The organism is Flavobacterium sp. W21_SRS_FM3 (assembly GCF_052113625.1).
GTDB lineage: Bacteria > Bacteroidota > Bacteroidia > Flavobacteriales > Flavobacteriaceae > Flavobacterium.
Window position 1 is genome coordinate 176,737 of sequence record NZ_JBGQOD010000007.1, and the last position, 17,165, is coordinate 193,901.

Below are 17,165 nucleotides of genomic sequence, written 5' to 3' on the forward strand. Positions count from 1 at the left end.
AGGCTAATCGGTTTTGAATACCCATTCTAATACACCTTTTAAATAATTTACTGTCATAAGCATACGAAAGTATTTTTATGACAATCATAGGCACGCGAAATGTTTTATATTTGTAATAGGCTTTGTAAGACTATTTACGAAAGCATTTTTAATTCTATAAAAACTACTGACTAATTAAAACCCCAATAATTATGACAAACGAATTTAAAACCATTGAGAAAGAAGATATTCACTCCTTAAAATTCCCTCATTCTGAAGTATTAGAAGATGATGCTGCTATTAAGCAAAGAAAAAGCGATTTAGAACGCGCACTGGCTCTGGGGAATTTAGAACATTCAAAAATTCAGATTTACTTTGAAGACAGTATCTCAAAAAAAATGGTAGAAACTACAGTTTGGGCATTAACCGATGAAAGTGTGGTATTAAAACAAGGTGTTGAAATACCTATTACTAGAATTTACAGGATATTATAATAAAGGATAATAGCAAACAGTACAAGTATTACTTTTAGGAAGCTTCATTATCTGCCATCTTAATGCTTATACTGTACTGTTTGTCTTACCGAAAAGGTTTATTAAATGCTGTTCAAATCTTTTTTAAGTCCGTATTTCTCGAATAGCATTACGATTAGTAAACCTATCAGATAGGTTAGTAAATCAATCCAAGAGAATGAAGTTCCCAGTATGGTGCGTGCTATTTTTGAATTTTCTAAATGAAGTGTATGGACAATATCCAGATATTGAAGGTACTCGATAGTGAAAGAAAAGGCCAATACAAATAACACTACAGGTACAACAGCTAATTTTAAAAATGATTTAATAAAACAGTAGATTAGTATTACTACCAAAGCATCCCCAAGATAAGGCCTTACAAAGCTATCGTGTACAAAAACGGCAATTAAAACTTCAATTACAAAAAGTAGAATAGCAACTGTAAAGTAGTTTTTATTAAAGGTGAACATGATTTGTTTTTAGCTAAGATATACATAATTCATTATAAATTATGAAAATAACGCATTCTTCATAGCCCTGATGGAGGCGGTATCCTCGCAGTGCAACGGAGAGATAAAGCCGAGAGCAGGAGGGAAGTCTATTATGGAAAATACTAATAATGCTCCTAAAAATGAAGCATAAAAAAAACACCAGCCTCACGACTGATGTTTTCTTACTACAATTTATAAAAAAAATTAATCTATTGTTGCAGACTGGTTTCTAAAGACTAGTTCGCCGTCAAAAGCATCCAGTAATATAATGCTGTCTGTTGCAATTTTCCCTGCTAAAATTTCTTTAGACAAGGAATTTAAAACGTCTCTTTGTATCACACGTTTTACGGGTCTGGCTCCAAATTGCGGATCAAAACCTTTTTGTGATAAATAAGCAATCGCTTCTGGAGTTGCGTCCATTGTGATGCCTTGTAAGGCGAGCATTTTAGTAACTCCTTTGAGTTGTAAGCTTACAATTTTGGTAATATTTTCTGTTGTTAGTGGTGTGAACATCACTATTTCATCAATACGGTTGATAAACTCTGGACGAACAGTTTGTTTTAACAATCCCAGCACTTCAGTCTTTGCAGCCTCAGTAGCGGCTTCCATGCTTCCTTTTAAGTTTTCAAATTTTTCCTGAATGATCTGGCTTCCCATATTAGAAGTCATGATAATAATGGTGTTTTTGAAATCGGCCAAACGACCTTTGTTGTCTGTTAAGCGTCCTTCGTCTAAAACCTGTAACAAGATATTAAAGGTGTCTGGATGCGCTTTCTCTATTTCATCCAATAAGATAACCGAATACGGTTTTCTACGCACGGCTTCAGTCAATTGCCCGCCTTCATCATAACCTACATATCCTGGAGGCGCACCTACTAAACGGCTCACGCTATGGCGTTCTTGGTATTCACTCATATCTATCCGTGTCATCGCGTTTTCATCATCAAACAAGTATTCAGCCAAGGCTTTGGCCAACTCGGTTTTACCCACACCTGTTGTTCCCAAGAATAGAAAGGTTCCAACGGGCTTTTTCATGTCTTGCAAACCAGCACGGCTACGACGTACCGCATCACTCACGGCTTCAATCGCTTCTTCTTGTCCTACCACACGGCGGTGCAATTCTTCTTCTAGGTGCAATAGTTTTTCGCGTTCTCCTTGTAGCATTTTCATCACCGGGATTCCAGTCCATTTGGCTACTACTTCAGCAATGTCTTCACGAGTGACTTCTTCTTTGATTAAGGAACTGCCACCAGCCTGATTTTCGACTAATTCTTTATGTAAAACATCTAGGCGTTCTTGGGCTTCTTTGATTTTTCCGTAGCGTATTTCGGCTACTTTACCGTAATCACCATCACGTTCTGCACGTTCTGCTTCGTATTTAAAATCTTCAATTTCTGTTTTAATGGCTTGTACATTATCCACCACATCTTTTTCTGATTTCCATTTGGCAAAAATCTTATTGCGCTCTTCTTTAAGATTAGCTAGATCCATACCTAAGATCTTCAGTTTGCTCTCGTCTTTCTCCCGCTTGATGGCTTCAATTTCGATTTCGAGTTGCATTACTTTTCGATCTAAAACATCCAGTTCTTCAGGTTTAGAGTTGATCTCCATTCTAATTTTAGAAGCCGCTTCGTCCATTAAATCAATGGCCTTATCTGGAAGAAAACGGTTGGTGATATAGCGTTGTGATAATTCTACAGCAGCTATAATGGCTTCGTCTTTTATTTGTACCTTATGGTGCGTTTCGTATTTCTCTTTAATTCCACGAAGTATAGAAATGGCACTTTCAGTATCGGGTTCTTCGATGATGATTTTCTGGAAACGACGTTCTAGGGCTTTGTCTTTTTCGAAATATTTTTGGTATTCGTCCAAAGTCGTTGCACCGATCGCTCTTAATTCTCCACGAGCCAAGGCTGGTTTTAGAATATTAGCGGCATCCATAGCGCCTTCACCACCACCAGCACCTACAAGGGTGTGAATCTCATCTATGAATAATACTATATCTCCTTCGGCAGCAGTAACTTCTTTTACTACGGCTTTTAATCGTTCTTCAAATTCTCCTTTGTACTTTGCACCAGCTATAAGTGCTCCCATATCTAGAGAGAATACAATTTTTTCTTTTAGATTGTCAGGTACGTCACCATCAACAATACGATGGGCTAGACCTTCGGCAATGGCGGTTTTACCCACACCGGGCTCTCCTACAAGCATGGGGTTGTTCTTGGTACGACGCGTAAGTATTTGCAATACACGTCTAATCTCTTCGTCCCGACCAATAACAGGATCTAGTTTACCAGATTTGGCTAGTTCGTTGAGGTTTTTAGCATATTTATTTAACGAATTATACGTTTCTTCAGCAGAAGCTGAGGTTACTCTTTCTCCTTTTCTCAGTTCGTCAATAGCAGCGGTTAATCCTTTTTCGGTAACGCCTTGATCTTTTAATATTTGAGATACTTTAGATTTAGATGCAAAAATAGCCAAGATCAAATGTTCGATGGAAACAAATTCATCGTTCATTTTTTTAGCAATGATTTCGGCTTCGTTTAAGGCTTTGTTGGCATCTCTGGAAAGCATGACTTCACCACCAGAAACTTTTGGAAAACTCTGAATTGTACTATCTAAAACTTGAATAAACAATGGCACATTGACATTCAGTTTTTTCAAAATAAATGGTGCTACGTTTTCATCCACTTCAAATATGGCTTTGAAGATGTGTTCGTTCTCTATTTGTTGTTGACCATAACTTTGAGCCAACTGTTGCGATTGCTGTATGGCTTCCTGCGACTTAATGGTAAATTTATTTATGTTCATGGTTTTTTATTTTTTTAAACAAGTCTACACTTGCTAGTTCATAAAAGAGTACTCTTAATTTATTGGTATTTTGTTTTATCTTTGCTGGATAAACATCAATTTATATTCCATCGTAAAAGTAAAGACAAAATGGCTTATAAAAGATGATTTTTATCATATAAACCAGTCAAAATGACTGAAATACAGACAAATTATGAGTTTTTTTAAAAATATTTTTGGAAGTTCTGAAAACCCAAACGAATCAAATAGCAAAATGGAATGGGAACCACTGAACGATATTGCACAGTTAGACGAAATTGTAGCCTTATCTAAGGAGAAACCCGTTGCAATATTTAAGCACAGTACCAGATGCAGTATTAGCCGTATGGCTTTGAAACAATTTGAAAATGAGTTTGACTTTTCAGAGAAAGTAACACCCTACTTTTTAGATTTAATAGCATTTCGCGAAATATCTAATGATATTGCCAGCCGTTTTAGTGTGCAACATCAGTCTCCACAGTTAATTCTTATCAAGGACGGAAAAGCAGTGTACAATGCTTCTCACAGTGATATTGATGCTGCGGCTTTGAAGTTAAAGGTATAGGTGCTACTAAATAAAAGTAAAGCCACAAATTCAGCAATCCTATTATAAAATTGCTGAGTTTGTGGCTTTTTTGATTTACCGTTGTAGTTTATAAAATAATCAATCTTAAAATGCTCTTTCCATTTTTTGCTTGATTTCAGTCAAACATAAATTATTTATACTTCCTTCATGCGTATGTTGGGTTGCTTTTGGGGATTTGTACGTCCCATTTTCTAATTGTTCCGCAACGGCCTTGTATGCGTCTCTAAACGGCATTCCTGCAACTACCATCTCATTTAAGGTATCCACCGTAAACAAATAGTCGTACTTTTTATCATTTAAAATATTGTCTTTTACTTTGATGTCTTTTATTGAAAAAATCGCAATGTCTAAACAAGCTTGTAAGTTTTGAATGGCTGGGAACAATCCTTCTTTTAACAGTTGCAGATCCCTGTGGTAACCACTAGGCAAGTTGTTAGTGATTAAAGTGATTTCATAAGGTAAGGCTTGAATCTTGTTGCATTTACCACGGATTAATTCGAACACATCTGGATTTTTCTTGTGCGGCATAATGCTTGAACCAGTAGTTAAATGTGCCGGTAAACCGATGAAATCAAAATTCTGACTCATGTACAAACAGACGTCCATAGAGAACTTAGCCAAGGTAGCTGCCACACTACTCATAGCAAAAGCCAATGTTTTTTCGGATTTTCCGCGGCTCATTTGAGCGGCAACCGAATTGTATTTTAAGGTTTCGAAACCAAGTTCTTTTGTAGTGAATGTTCTGTTAATCGGGAAGGAGCTCCCGTAACCCGCCGCTGATCCTAACGGATTTTGGTCGACTACTTTCAAAGCCGCATTTAGCATCGTGATATCGTCAATCAATGTTTCAGCATAAGCGGAAAACCACATCCCGAAAGAAGATGGCATCGCGATTTGTAAATGAGTATATCCTGGTAACAATACATTTTGATATTTCTCTGCTGATTCCATTAACAAATCAAAAAGCAATTTAACTTGCGCTTTCATTTCGATGACAACATCTTTTAAATACAAATTGACATCCACCAAAACCTGATCATTACGGGAACGTGCAGTGTGTATTTTCTTTCCTGCATCACCTAGTTTTGCAGTCAGTAAATATTCAATTTTAGAATGTACATCTTCAAATGAATCCTCGATTGTGAAATCTCCTGCAGCCACATCTGCAATGATTTCGTTCAAAGCCAATACTAAAGAATCTGTTTCGGTGGTAGTTAGTAAACCTATGTTTCCTAACATTTTAGCATGCGCTATAGATCCTAATGCATCGTACTTTGCTAAAACTAAATCCAGTTCTCTGTCGTTCCCAACAGTGAACTGCTCTATTTGCTTGTCAGTAGGTATTCCTTTTTCCCAAAGTTTCATATTGTTTTTTGTTTCAGGTTAAAATTTTCAAGTTTTTAGGTCGAAGCTTTTTTGTTTGTTGTTTTGCAAAGTATCTCAGAAGTTTGTCAGAGACTCGCAGAGTTTGTTATTATTGTATATTCCTTCGGTGCATTTAATTCTAGCCCCGATAGCAGTGAAAATCCTTTAATTTTGTTCTTTAAAAAATTAAAGATTGTAACGAATAGCGGGATTAGCTCTAAATTATTTTACTGCTTTAAAAAATCACTTAATATCTTAATGTATAAGTCAATTCCTTCTTCAATTTCGTTCAAACATATAAATTCGTCGGCAGAGTGGGAACGCAACGTGTCACCAGGTCCTAGTTTTAATGATTTACAACTCAAAACCGACTGATCTGAAAGTGTTGGAGAGCCATAAGTGGTTCTGCCCAATGCGATTCCGGCTTGAACCAGACCATGATTTTCAGGGATTGATGACGAACTTAAATTCATCGAGCGAGGCGTCACTTCGGCATTTACTTGCTCTTGCACGATGGCTAAAATTTCGTGATTGGTGTAGCAATCATTAACTCGGATATCGACAACCAAATCACATTCTGACGGAACTACATTGTGTTGTTTCCCAGCATTGATCTGAGTTACTGTCATTTTAACGGGACCTAATTGTTCCGATACTTTTTCGAAGGTATAATTCTTAAACCATTCCATTACCGGAATAGTTTTGTACAATGCGTTGTCATCATTTTGATGTGCTGCATGACTTGGCGTTCCTTTAATTTTTACATCTAGAACTAGCAAACCTTTTTCGGCAATAGCCAATTGCATCAAGGTTGGTTCACCCACAATAGCACATTCTAGTTCGGGAAGATTTTTTAAAACGCTGTTTAAGCCGTTTTTTCCACTACTTTCCTCTTCTGCTGAGGCTACGATAACAATGTTGTATGGCAAATTTACTGCAGCATAGAAATGGACAAAAGTCGCCAAAAGTGAAACCAAACAGCCACCAGCATCATTACTCCCTAAACCATAGAGTTTTCCGTCTTCGATAATCGCTTTCAGTGGATCTTTGGTATAGGCTTGGTTAGGCCTAACGGTATCGTGATGTGAGTTCAATAAAAGTGTTGGTTTGTTTTTATCGAACGTCTTGTTGTAAGCCCAAATATTGTTGTTTTCTCTCTTAAACGGAATATCGTTTACAGCAAACCAGTTTTCAATTAAAATGGCAGTATTTTCCTCTTCACTAGAAAAAGACTGTGTTTCAATGAGGTTTTTTAATAAGGCGATCGCTTCTTGAGTAAGTGTTTCTTTATTTTTCATAATTTTTTTATGTCGAATCCTAAAATCGAAATATTCAGTTGTAAACGAATTATTAAAATATGTAATTAAGCTTCAATGCTTAATGGTGATTTTTCATGCGATGTTTTTATAATGCTATTGTCGTACAAAGGGCATTATCGTTTTGTAACATTTTATGGTGACCTATTTTGATTTTTTGAACCCCTTTAGACAAGCTATTAAAACAGTTGTCTAATTTAGGAATCATACCGGAATGAATGGCTTTTTCTTGCTTTAATTTGGCGTACAATTCGGGATTCATTTCCTCAATTACTGAACTATCGTCTTCAGCATCATATAAAACACCTGGTTTTTCAAAACAATAACTCAATGTTACGTCGAAGACCTCGGATAAGGCTATTGCCAGTTCGCTTGCAATGGTGTCGGCATTTGTGTTTAATAGCTGTCCGTTTTTATCGTGAGTTATCGCACAGAAAACAGGAACTATTCCGCTAGTTAACAATGTTTCCAGTAGGGGAGTATTGACTTTTTTTACATCGCCCACAAAGCCGTAATCGATGCTTGGATGGTTTCTTTTATTAGACTGGATTAAATTCCCATCAGCCCCAGAGAAACCCATTGCATTGGCATTGTTAGCCTGCAATTGCGCCACTATGTCTTTATTGATTTTTCCGGCGTAAATCATTACTACAACCTCTAGCATGGCAGCATCAGTAATGCGACGACCCTCAATCATTTGAGGAACAAGGCCTATGCTTTGTGCCATCTTAGTAGCCGATTTTCCGCCTCCATGAACCAATACTTTTAATCCGTCAATTTTAGCAAAATCAGCTAAAAACTGCTTCAGTTCTCCAGCATCATCAATGATATTTCCACCAATTTTAATTACGGTAATGGATTTTTTATTCGGCATCTTCTAGTATTTTTTTCAACACGAGCTGTGCTGCGTATGTTCTATTATTGGCTTGTTCAATTACAATGGAGTTTTCGCTGTCGATTACTTCGTCTGCAACAATTACGTTACGTCTTACTGGCAAGCAATGCATGAATTTGGCATTATTTGTCAATGCCATTTTCTCAGCCGTTACGGTCCACCTAGGATCACTATTGGTAATTTTTCCGTAATCAATATAGTTGCTCCAATTCTTAGTATAGATAAAATCAGCATTTTCAAAGGCTTTGTTTTGATCGTATTCAATTGTAGCATCCTTTGTGATTTCAGGATTCAGTTCGTAGCCTTCCGGATGTGTAATTACAAAATCCATATCTTGTAATTGCATCATTTCCACAAAGGAATTGGCAACCGCTTGAGGTAAAACTCTAGGATGTGGTGCCCAAGATAAAACTACTTTTGGTCTATGAGCTGTTTTATATTCCTCGATCGTTATCGCATCGGCCAGTGCTTGTAACGGATGTCCAGTACAACCTTCCATATTGACGATAGGCACAGTTGCATATTTTAAGAATCCAGCTAATACTGTTTCGGCATTGTCCTTATCCTTGTCTACTAGGCCTGCAAAAGCCCTTACTGCAATTATATCACAATACTGTGAAACTACTTCAGCCGCTTCCTTAATGTGCTCAGAAGCGCCTTGATTCATTACGGCTCCATCTTCAAACTCTAAAGTCCAACCTTCATTCGTGAAATTCATTACCATGACGTTCATTCCTAAGTTTAGTGCTGCTTTTTGAGTACTCAAACGGGTTCTCAAACTAGGATTAAAAAACAGCATTCCGAGTGTTTTGTTTTTACCTAATTTTTTGTTTTTAAGGGGCTTTTTCTTGATTTTTAAAGCTTGTTTGACCCATTTATCTAGGGAATCTATGTTTTTTAAAGAGATGTAGTTCATTGTTTTATTATTTAATCGGTTTATGTTTAATTGGTTAATCGAATGACCGATTAAACAGAGCACCATTTTATACTATTTTCGTAAACGGAATACTGTTTTCTATGGCATTCAAAATAAAATTATCTTTCAAACCATTGACAATCCATGTTTCAATATTTGCAGCTTTTGCAATTGCTGCAGCTTCAATTTTAGATTGCATACCACCAGTTCCGTGTGAAGATTTTGAATCGCCTACTTCTTGTTGCATTAATTGTAAATCAGTGACTTTTAAAATAGTTTCAGGAACAGCGTCGTGAATAGAGGCTTTTGTATAGATTCCGTTTGTATTAGTTGCAATAATTAAAATATCGACATTCAATAAAACTGCGGCTAAGGCAGCCAACTTATCGTTGTCTCCAAACTGGATTTCGTCTGTAGCCACGGTATCGTTTTCATTGATAATCGGAATGTAATTGTTTTCGATTAACACATTTATGGTATTAACAATATTTACCTTTGACTGCTCTTTCTCAAAATCAGAATACGACAATAAACATTGCGAAGTCAGTAGTCCTAAATCTTTGAAATTTTCATGGAAAATCCGCATTAAATGTGGTTGACCGATAGATGCCAGAGCTTGCTTAACTACAATTTCTCTGCCTTTACTTTCTAATTTAACGAACTGCTTAGCCGCCGCAATCGCTCCCGAACTCACAATTACAAACTCGTAATCATCATTGAGCGCTGCAATCTGGATTCCAATATCCTCAATTTTTCCTCTCGAAATGTGATTGGTTTCTTTGGTTAAGGTATTGCTTCCAATTTTTAGTAATATTCTTTTTTTTGCCATTGTAATTTAATTTCAAAATTGAAAGATTTAATAATTTAAAAATTTCGTTGTGTTAATCCTTTAAATACTTCCATCTTTTAATCTTTCAATTTTTATCGTACCTGCCCTTCACCATAAATATACCACTTATTAGTGACTAGATGCTGCAAACCTATTGGTCCACGTTGATGTAATTTATCAGTGCTTATGGCTAGTTCTCCGCCGAGGCCAAATTGCCCTCCATCTGTAAATCGGGTAGAGGCGTTGTGGTAAACCGCTGCTGTATCAACGTTGTCCATGAACTGCTGTGCGATTTCGTTATTTTCTGTAATTATGGAAGCTGAATGTCCGCCACAATATTTATTTATTTTGGCAATGGCCTCTTCATCTGATTTTGTTGTACCTATAACAATTTTGTAATCTAAAAACTCTTCGTACCAGATCAACTCATTGTCAATTACTGGAACTTGAGTTGCTTTCGCAAAAGCTTCATCTCCTAAAACAGTCACATTCAATGCTTTTAATTGGCTAACTAGATCATTTGCAAAGACTTTCCAATTAGGTAAATTAGTATCGATTAATACTTTATCTAAAGCATTGCAAACGGATATATTTGAGGTCTTTCCGCTGATAATAATTGCTGCAGCCTTTTCTAAATCGGCTTCTTTGCTTACGTAAGCAAAATTATTTCCACGACCACTTACAATTACAGGGCAGGTAGCATGTTTCTTGGTGAAAGCAATTAATTTCTCTCCCCCACGTGGTACAATTAAATCTACTTTTTGTGTTGGGTTTTCTAAGAAAGCTTGCGTTTCGCTGCGGTCATAATTCAAATATTCGACCCAGGAAGTTTCAATATTATTATTAGCCAAGGCTTGATGCCAAAAACTGACAATTTTTAAATTAGACAGTAAAGATTCTTTTCCGCCTTTCAATAAAATCTTGTTTCCCGACTTAAAAGCGATTCCTCCGGCCTCAACTGTTACGTCTGGGCGGGATTCATAAATGATCAAAATAGTACCAAAAGCAGCTGTTTTATTACTAATTTTCATTCCGTTTTCATGAGTGAAATCAAAACGAACTTTCCCAACAGGATCTTCTTGATTCGTCAATTGTTGCAATGATAAAATCATTCCGTCAATCTTTGCGTCATCAACAAGCAAACGTTTCTCCATAGCCAAATCACCTCCAGAATAATTGCTTAAATCCTGCTGATTCACTGCTTTAAGATTAGCTCTCTCTTGCTCTAGGAGGATTGCCATCGAACTCAAAACGGCATTTCTTTTTGCTATGGATAATACTGTTTTCATTTTTGTTTTTTATTTGGGCGTGACCCTCAAAAAAGTCGGGTCGGGCTATTCGTTACAATCTTTTTTACTTCTCTCCGCTGCGCTACATTTTATAAAAAAGGATTTTCACTGCTATCCCTCACGCAAACACATGTTGTTATTATTCACTTCTTATAAAACACTCACAAACTTTGAAACTCTACAACTCTGTAACTTCAAAAAATTCTACTTTAACTCAGCTAATGATTCTTGCAATGCCACAATAAATGTATCTATCGCATCAGTTGTTATGGTTAAAGGAGGTAGGATTCTCAATAAGTTTTTATTGTTAGCGCCACCTGTGAAAATATGTTTTTCGATAATCATTTTCTTTCTTAAGGCGCTTACGTCAAAATCAAATTCAACACCCAGCATTAGGCCTTTTCCTTTTACCTTGATGATTTCAGGAATCACTTTGACAGCTTCCATGAAATACGCTTCCACTTTTTTTACATTTTCAATCAAATTTTTACTTTCCAGTACATCCAGAACCGCAATACCAGCAGCGCAAGCCAAATGACTTCCACCAAAAGTGGTTCCTAGCAATCCGTAGCTGGCTTGGAATTTTGGTGAGATTAAAACCCCGCCTATTGGGAAACCGTTCCCCATACCTTTGGCAGTGGTTACAATATCTGGATTGATTCCGTGGTGTTGAAAAGCAAAAAACTTTCCGCTTCTTCCGTAACCTGACTGTACTTCGTCAAGAATTAAAACCACGTCATGAGCTGCACACACTTTTTCTAATGCTTGAAAAAATTCAGTAGTCCCTTGGTCTAAACCACCCACACCTTGAATAGGTTCGATGATTACACAAGCGACATCTCCTTTTTTCAATTCAGTTTCTACTAAATCAATTTGGTTTAACGGCAAAAAAGTAACTGCTTGTTGTGCATTGATTGGTGCCACAATTTTTTTATTATCGGTAACGGCAACTGCCGCCGAAGTTCTTCCGTGAAACGAATTATCAAAAGCGATAACTCTAGATTTATTCGTGTGAAATGAAGCTACTTTTAACGCATTTTCATTGGCTTCAGCACCAGAACTGCATAAAAATAAGCTGTAATCAGTCAAGCCTGATGCTTTACCTAATTTCTGCGCTAGTTCTACTTGCAGGGGATTCTGAATAGCATTCGAGTAAAAACTCAAATTATCCAGTTGTGCTTTTACTTTAGCCACATAATCAGGCTGTGTATGACCGATAGAAATTACTCCGTGACCAGAGTATAAATCTAAATATTCGATTCCGTTTTCATCTGTAATGGTGCAATCAAGTGCTTTAACAGGTGTGATAGGGTATAATGGGTAAACGTCAAATAAGTTCATTGTGTTGTTGTTTAGATGGTTTAAGGTTTAAAGTTTAAAGTTACTTGAACAACCTTAAACTTTAAACTTGGAACAAATTTTTAAAACCCTGATGGTTTCAAATGCAATCCTGTTGTTTCATCGAGTCCAAACATGAGGTTCATATTTTGAACTGCTTGTCCAGAGGCTCCTTTCACTAGATTGTCAATTATTGAAGTGATTAAAACCCGGTTTCCTTTTTTCATTAAACTGATGATACATTTGTTTGTTTGCACCACTTGTTTCATGTTGATGTTGGTAGTTGTTACCGTTACAAAAGGCTGGTCTTTGTAATAGGCTTCATATTTTGCCGCCAAATCTTCTAAGTTTTCTTCTACTGTCGTGTACAGAGTTGCAAAAATTCCTCTAGCAAAATCTCCTCTATTGGGCACAAAGATTATTTCGTCATTGTAAGAAGCTTGCAACTGATTCACGCTTTGATTAATTTCGCCTAAATGCTGGTGGTCAAAAGCTTTGTAATGTGACATGTTATTTGATCTCCAACTGAAATGTGTCGTTTCAGATGGGCTAACTCCGGCACCAGTACTTCCTGTAGTTGCGTTAATATGTACATCACTATTTAGTAAATTGTGCGAAGCTAATGGCAATAATGCCAATTGAATTGCTGTAGCAAAACAACCAGGGTTCGCAATATAATTAGCATTTTTAATGTTGGTTTTATTTAATTCAGGTAAGCCATAAACAAATGATTTCCCTTCAAATTCTTTGTCCTTGGTTAAACGAAAATCATTTCCTAAATCAATTATTTTAGTATGACTGGCAAACTGATTTTCTTTTAGAAATGCTATTGATTTACCGTGTCCTAAACAAAGAAAAACTACATTAACATTCGGATTTACAGTGTCTGTAAAGTTCAATTCAATATCGCCCAATAAATCATGGTGCGCTACTGATAATGGTTTTCCGGCATTTGTGGTACTGTAAACAAAATCCAACTTCGCATTAGGATGAAACATCAAGATTCTAATTAATTCTCCTGCTGTGTATCCTGAACCGCCTATTATTCCTATGTTAATCATAATTATGTGTTTAAGTCGAAAGTTAAATGTCTAAAAGTTCATAAAGTCAACTGCTGTAATCGAGGCCTTGTGTTAAAAAATTTACTTTTACAATACGGAGTCTTTTCAACTTTATGACTTTTGACTTTCGTCCATTAATTTTTTTACTCGTAAGTTTCGTTGTTTACAGATGAAAAAATGTTTTGGGCGTTACCTAAAATCTTAATAAATCCTTTGGCATCATCTGAAGTCCAAGCGTTATTCATTTCGCCATATTGACCAAAACTGTTTGTCATTAAGTCATTATCAGATTTGATTCCGTCTAATGAAAAATGGTAAGGTTTTAACGAGACAGTCACCGTTCCATTTACTGTTTTTTGAGTGTCTTCTAGGAACGCCTCGATGTTGCGCATTACAGGATCAAGAAATTGTCCCTCATGAAAAAGCATTCCGTACCAGTTTCCTAGTTGCTCTTTCCAGTATTGTTGCCATTTTCCTAATGTGTGTTTCTCTAGTAAATGGTGCGCTTTAATTATAATTAACGGGGCAGCAGCTTCAAAACCAACTCTCCCTTTGATTCCGATAATCGTGTCACCTACGTGTGTATCTCTCCCGATTGCATAAGCATTAGCTAACTTTTCTAAAGTAACAATGTTATTAGAAGGTTTGTCTTTTTTACCATTTACGGCAACCAACTCCCCTTGTTTGAATTCAAGAGTTACTTTTTCTTCACCATCTTTTGTCAATTGTGACGGGTAGGCTTCGCTTGGTAACGCTTGGTGTGAAGTCAAAGTTTCTTTACCACCTACGCTAGTTCCCCAAAGTCCTTTGTTGATAGAGTATTGAGCTTTTTCCCAAGAATAGTGTACACCATTTTTAGATAAATAATCTACCTCTTCTTGTCTTGACAATTTCAAATCACGAATAGGAGTGAGGATTTCAATTTCGGGAGCGATAGTTTGAAAGATTAGGTCAAAACGAATTTGGTCATTTCCTGCGCCTGTACTACCGTGAGCGATCGCTTCTGCACCTACTGATTTTGCGTATTTTATCGCTTCAATTGCTTGAAAAACTCTCTCAGCACTTACTGATAATGGATAGGTGTTGTTTTTTAAAACATTACCATAAATTAAGTATTTAATGGCTTTGTCATAATATTTGTCTACAATAGTTAAGTTAGCATGTTTTGCACTTCCTAATTCGTAGGCTCTTTCTTCAATTGCTGTTAATTCGGCATCATCAAAACCTCCAGTATTGATTAATACGGTGTGAACTTCATATCCTTTTTCGTTTTTTAAATACTTAAGGCAATATGAGGTATCTAAACCTCCACTATATGCTAATACAACTTTTTTCATTTTTGAGCTATTAAATGCTATTGATTTAATCTCCAACAGCGGATTATATTTTTTATTTAAATGGGTAATCTAATCTTCTAAGAAGAGTGCTTGTTTTATTTTTTTTAATCGGTTCCAAATCCGGACATTAAACGGGTGCTTTGGAGGAGTTTTTTGTTTTTCTTTAGGGTCGTACAACATTCCGGTACACAAACACATCTTGTTGTCCTTGCTTTTCAAAATTTCGTAATTCGTGCAGGTTTGACAGCCTTTCCAAAAACTCGGATCGGTTGTTAGTTCAGAGAACGGAACGGGTTTGTATCCTAAATCTGAATTTATTTTCATAACTGCTAAACCGGTAGTTATACCAAATACTTTAGCATTTGGATACTTTTTTAAGGAATACTCAAATACTTTAGATTTGATTTTTTTGGCTAAGCCTAAATTTCTATAATCAGGATGAACAATCAATCCTGAGTGTGCTACATAGTTGCTATCTTGCCAACTTTCGATGTAGCAAAAACCTGCAAAATTCCCATTGTCTAAAGCAATTACCGCATCCTTGTTTTCCATCTTTTTCTGGATGTATTCAGGAGTACGTTTGGCAATTCCGGTTCCTCTCAATAAGGCAGACGATTCTATAGTATCGCAAATAATTTGTGCGTACTTGAAATGCTCTTCCTGGGCTATAATAATAGAGATATTCATTTCAGAAGATGAATTTTAGGTGTTAAAAATAAGCTATTTAAAAAGTTTAAAATATGTAAGACACTTAGTTTTAATCCGTAAAAATAAATATAAGCATTTGAATAACATTTCATTATGAAAGTTATTAGCAGTTGTGTTATACGATTTTTAGGATATGTAAATCCAATGAAGTACAGTTGGAATTTCAAAACGGTAAAATGAAAATATGAATAAATAGAATGAACTAGTGGGTACTATAATGATAGTATCCGTACTTCGGGCGAAGTCGTAGTCAATTTTATCCGTGAGATAGAAGTTATATGTAAACTTGTATTTTTCATTGGTGCAAAAGTACATATATTTTTAATGCGATGTTAATAAAAGAACTATTCTAACAAAATATTTTACTATTGTTATTTTATTACTAATAAAAAAGCTCCTTCAGAAGATTGTCAAAGAGCCGAATTTGAAGCGGTAATCTTTCTAATTCTTAATTTTATAAGTTCTTAAAATATTTTTCAGTTTGTTTTTTACATCCTGGGCCGTATCATATACCATCTGTTAATTTGAAGGAAAAGGTAAAGGACGTCTATCAAAATAAGAATAATAGTCACTATCAGAAGCTCTTTTGTCCCCCTTATAAGTAGAATAGATATTTTCAAAAATAGATTCACTATTAATTGGGAATGATTCTATAAGTTGATTAGTTTCTAAATTGACATAATCAACCTGAGCTATGAGATGACAAGCTTTAAACTGGTTGTATTCATATATTCGTGCTTTAATAGTTTTGAAATTATCTACTTGAATGGTGTTTCCTAAGCTATCTTTCACCACTTTCCCTTTACTGTCAAGTAATGTTTTTAAACCATCTTTAATTTGCTTCTCTTTATAGAAAACTCTTTCTTTCACTTGTTCAGGGCTGATGTTTATAGATACAAAATTGACAACAAGTTCGTAATTATAATTAATCCCGTATTCTTTGTTGTTGTGATAAACAGTCCATTTATCATTCATTCCATAGGTGCTAAAATCAAGTAATTCATTTTGCAAACCTGAAGGGATGATGGTATTGCTTTGATTTTTAAGGTATACATTGACAAAATCTGTTCCTTTAAAATATGCCTCTTCCATTAGCTTGACAACATCTTTGTAATTAGGGTTTATTTGGTTCAAATAAGACAGGTCGTCAAATGCTCTGCGAATCATTTGTTTGTTATTTGTGAGCAAAAGTGCTTTAGAATTATCGTATAAGTATTTTGATAAATTATTTCTGCTAGAGACGATTTGGGAATTATAATTGTCAAAAGGGAAATAGGCATTTTTTTCTTTATTAAGTAATGGTAAAGGAAGTATAGGTCGTATTTTGTCTTGACGATTATTCAGCTGTATGTACGTCTTGTATATAGTTTCAAAATTCCTAGGATTAGCCTCCTTACTAAGTAGGTCTAAATTTCGTAAGTCACGTTCTTTAGCCTTGGCGAAAGCCTCCTCTAATAAGTAGATATAATCTTGTTTAGACTTCGCATTCTTGTTAGAGCGCAAACCGTCAACGGCGCGGTCTATGGCAGCATCATAATCACCTTCGCTTACTAGATTTTGTGTTTTTTTGACACCGCAAGACGCTATAAAAATTGTGAGCAGCAGTAAGAGTAGAGATTTTTTCATAGTTCAAGATTTAATTGAATGGATTTTGTATAAGGAAGGAATTCAAAATTAGTGCCATAAAAAAACCACCAAATTAATTTGATGGTTT

The 17,165-nt window shown here is 35.8% G+C and carries 15 protein-coding genes; 2 read left to right on the forward strand and 13 right to left on the reverse strand.

The window, feature by feature from the left end:
• Positions 1-191 precede the first annotated feature (191 nt).
• Positions 192-473 carry a hypothetical protein gene (locus ACEN2K_RS11925; RefSeq protein ID WP_441759551.1) on the forward strand — a complete coding sequence of 94 codons (282 nt, stop codon included), beginning with the start codon at positions 192-194 and terminating at the stop codon, positions 471-473.
• Positions 474-574: 101 nt separating this feature from the next.
• Here ACEN2K_RS11925 and ACEN2K_RS11930 read toward each other — a convergent pair whose 3' ends face one another.
• Together ACEN2K_RS11930 and clpB are read right to left on the reverse strand one after the other, a co-directional pair.
• Entirely contained in the window at positions 575-961 is a 387-nt protein-coding gene (locus tag ACEN2K_RS11930; protein WP_441759552.1) for a DUF2809 domain-containing protein, read from the reverse strand.
• A 225-nt stretch (positions 962-1,186) separates the two neighbouring features.
• Positions 1,187-3,793: an ATP-dependent chaperone ClpB gene (clpB, locus tag ACEN2K_RS11935; protein ID WP_441759553.1), complete on the reverse strand. Its 2,607-nt coding sequence runs from the start codon at positions 3,791-3,793 to the stop codon at positions 1,187-1,189.
• Positions 3,794-3,986: 193 nt separating this feature from the next.
• Here clpB and ytxJ point away from each other — a divergent pair, with 193 nt between their 5' ends.
• Positions 3,987-4,376 carry a bacillithiol system redox-active protein YtxJ gene (gene ytxJ / locus ACEN2K_RS11940; RefSeq protein WP_441759554.1) on the forward strand — a complete coding sequence of 130 codons (390 nt, stop codon included), beginning with the start codon at positions 3,987-3,989 and terminating at the stop codon, positions 4,374-4,376.
• Positions 4,377-4,481: 105 nt separating this feature from the next.
• Here the strand turns inward: ytxJ and argH are convergent, their stop codons facing one another.
• From argH to ACEN2K_RS11995, 11 genes are all read right to left on the reverse strand, one after another.
• Positions 4,482-5,762 (reverse strand): argininosuccinate lyase, encoded by a 1,281-nt coding sequence (gene argH, locus ACEN2K_RS11945; protein ID WP_441759555.1) that lies wholly within the window; start codon positions 5,760-5,762, stop codon positions 4,482-4,484.
• Between the two features lie 227 nt (positions 5,763-5,989).
• Complete coding sequence (locus tag ACEN2K_RS11950) at positions 5,990-7,060, reverse strand: M20 family metallo-hydrolase (protein WP_441759556.1); 1,071 nt, start codon at positions 7,058-7,060, stop codon at positions 5,990-5,992.
• Between the two features lie 106 nt (positions 7,061-7,166).
• Positions 7,167-7,952 carry an acetylglutamate kinase gene (gene argB / locus ACEN2K_RS11955; RefSeq protein WP_441759557.1) on the reverse strand — a complete coding sequence of 262 codons (786 nt, stop codon included), beginning with the start codon at positions 7,950-7,952 and terminating at the stop codon, positions 7,167-7,169.
• Positions 7,942-8,889: an N-acetylornithine carbamoyltransferase gene (locus ACEN2K_RS11960; RefSeq protein WP_441759558.1), complete on the reverse strand. Its 948-nt coding sequence runs from the start codon at positions 8,887-8,889 to the stop codon at positions 7,942-7,944. Before ACEN2K_RS11960 ends, argB begins: the two co-directional genes overlap by 11 nt.
• A 67-nt stretch (positions 8,890-8,956) precedes the next feature.
• Positions 8,957-9,718, reverse strand: coding sequence for a glutamate 5-kinase (gene proB / locus ACEN2K_RS11965; protein ID WP_441759559.1), 762 nt, complete (start codon positions 9,716-9,718; stop codon positions 8,957-8,959).
• A 92-nt stretch (positions 9,719-9,810) separates the two neighbouring features.
• Complete coding sequence (locus ACEN2K_RS11970; protein ID WP_441759560.1) at positions 9,811-11,007, reverse strand: glutamate-5-semialdehyde dehydrogenase; 1,197 nt, start codon at positions 11,005-11,007, stop codon at positions 9,811-9,813.
• Positions 11,008-11,211: 204 nt separating this feature from the next.
• Positions 11,212-12,348, reverse strand: coding sequence for an aspartate aminotransferase family protein (locus ACEN2K_RS11975; RefSeq protein ID WP_441759561.1), 1,137 nt, complete (start codon positions 12,346-12,348; stop codon positions 11,212-11,214).
• Between the two features lie 80 nt (positions 12,349-12,428).
• Complete coding sequence (argC, locus tag ACEN2K_RS11980; protein ID WP_441759562.1) at positions 12,429-13,406, reverse strand: N-acetyl-gamma-glutamyl-phosphate reductase; 978 nt, start codon at positions 13,404-13,406, stop codon at positions 12,429-12,431.
• A 143-nt stretch (positions 13,407-13,549) separates the two neighbouring features.
• Positions 13,550-14,743, reverse strand: a complete 1,194-nt coding sequence (locus ACEN2K_RS11985) for an argininosuccinate synthase (RefSeq protein ID WP_441759563.1) — start codon at positions 14,741-14,743, stop codon at positions 13,550-13,552.
• A gap of 69 nt (positions 14,744-14,812) precedes the next feature.
• On the reverse strand, positions 14,813-15,430 hold the full coding sequence (locus tag ACEN2K_RS11990; protein WP_441759564.1) for a GNAT family N-acetyltransferase: 618 nt from the start codon (positions 15,428-15,430) through the stop codon (positions 14,813-14,815).
• Between the two features lie 540 nt (positions 15,431-15,970).
• On the reverse strand, positions 15,971-17,077 hold the full coding sequence (locus ACEN2K_RS11995; protein WP_441759565.1) for a hypothetical protein: 1,107 nt from the start codon (positions 17,075-17,077) through the stop codon (positions 15,971-15,973).
• Positions 17,078-17,165: the final 88 nt, after the last annotated feature.

Bases quoted from the DNA above. Each gene is read 5' to 3' on its own strand.
- ACEN2K_RS11925 (WP_441759551.1), top strand. From the start codon at position 192: ATGACAAACGAATTTAAAACCATTGAGAAAGAAGATATTCACTCCTTA.
- ACEN2K_RS11930 (WP_441759552.1), bottom strand. From the start codon at position 961: ATGTTCACCTTTAATAAAAACTACTTTACAGTTGCTATTCTACTTTTT.
- clpB (WP_441759553.1), bottom strand. From the start codon at position 3,793: ATGAACATAAATAAATTTACCATTAAGTCGCAGGAAGCCATACAGCAA.
- ytxJ (WP_441759554.1), top strand. From the start codon at position 3,987: ATGAGTTTTTTTAAAAATATTTTTGGAAGTTCTGAAAACCCAAACGAA.
- argH (WP_441759555.1), bottom strand. From the start codon at position 5,762: ATGAAACTTTGGGAAAAAGGAATACCTACTGACAAGCAAATAGAGCAG.
- ACEN2K_RS11950 (WP_441759556.1), bottom strand. From the start codon at position 7,060: ATGAAAAATAAAGAAACACTTACTCAAGAAGCGATCGCCTTATTAAAA.
- argB (WP_441759557.1), bottom strand. From the start codon at position 7,952: ATGCCGAATAAAAAATCCATTACCGTAATTAAAATTGGTGGAAATATC.
- ACEN2K_RS11960 (WP_441759558.1), bottom strand. From the start codon at position 8,889: ATGAACTACATCTCTTTAAAAAACATAGATTCCCTAGATAAATGGGTC.
- proB (WP_441759559.1), bottom strand. From the start codon at position 9,718: ATGGCAAAAAAAAGAATATTACTAAAAATTGGAAGCAATACCTTAACC.
- ACEN2K_RS11970 (WP_441759560.1), bottom strand. From the start codon at position 11,007: ATGAAAACAGTATTATCCATAGCAAAAAGAAATGCCGTTTTGAGTTCG.
- ACEN2K_RS11975 (WP_441759561.1), bottom strand. From the start codon at position 12,348: ATGAACTTATTTGACGTTTACCCATTATACCCTATCACACCTGTTAAA.
- argC (WP_441759562.1), bottom strand. From the start codon at position 13,406: ATGATTAACATAGGAATAATAGGCGGTTCAGGATACACAGCAGGAGAA.
- ACEN2K_RS11985 (WP_441759563.1), bottom strand. From the start codon at position 14,743: ATGAAAAAAGTTGTATTAGCATATAGTGGAGGTTTAGATACCTCATAT.
- ACEN2K_RS11990 (WP_441759564.1), bottom strand. From the start codon at position 15,430: ATGAATATCTCTATTATTATAGCCCAGGAAGAGCATTTCAAGTACGCA.
- ACEN2K_RS11995 (WP_441759565.1), bottom strand. From the start codon at position 17,077: ATGAAAAAATCTCTACTCTTACTGCTGCTCACAATTTTTATAGCGTCT.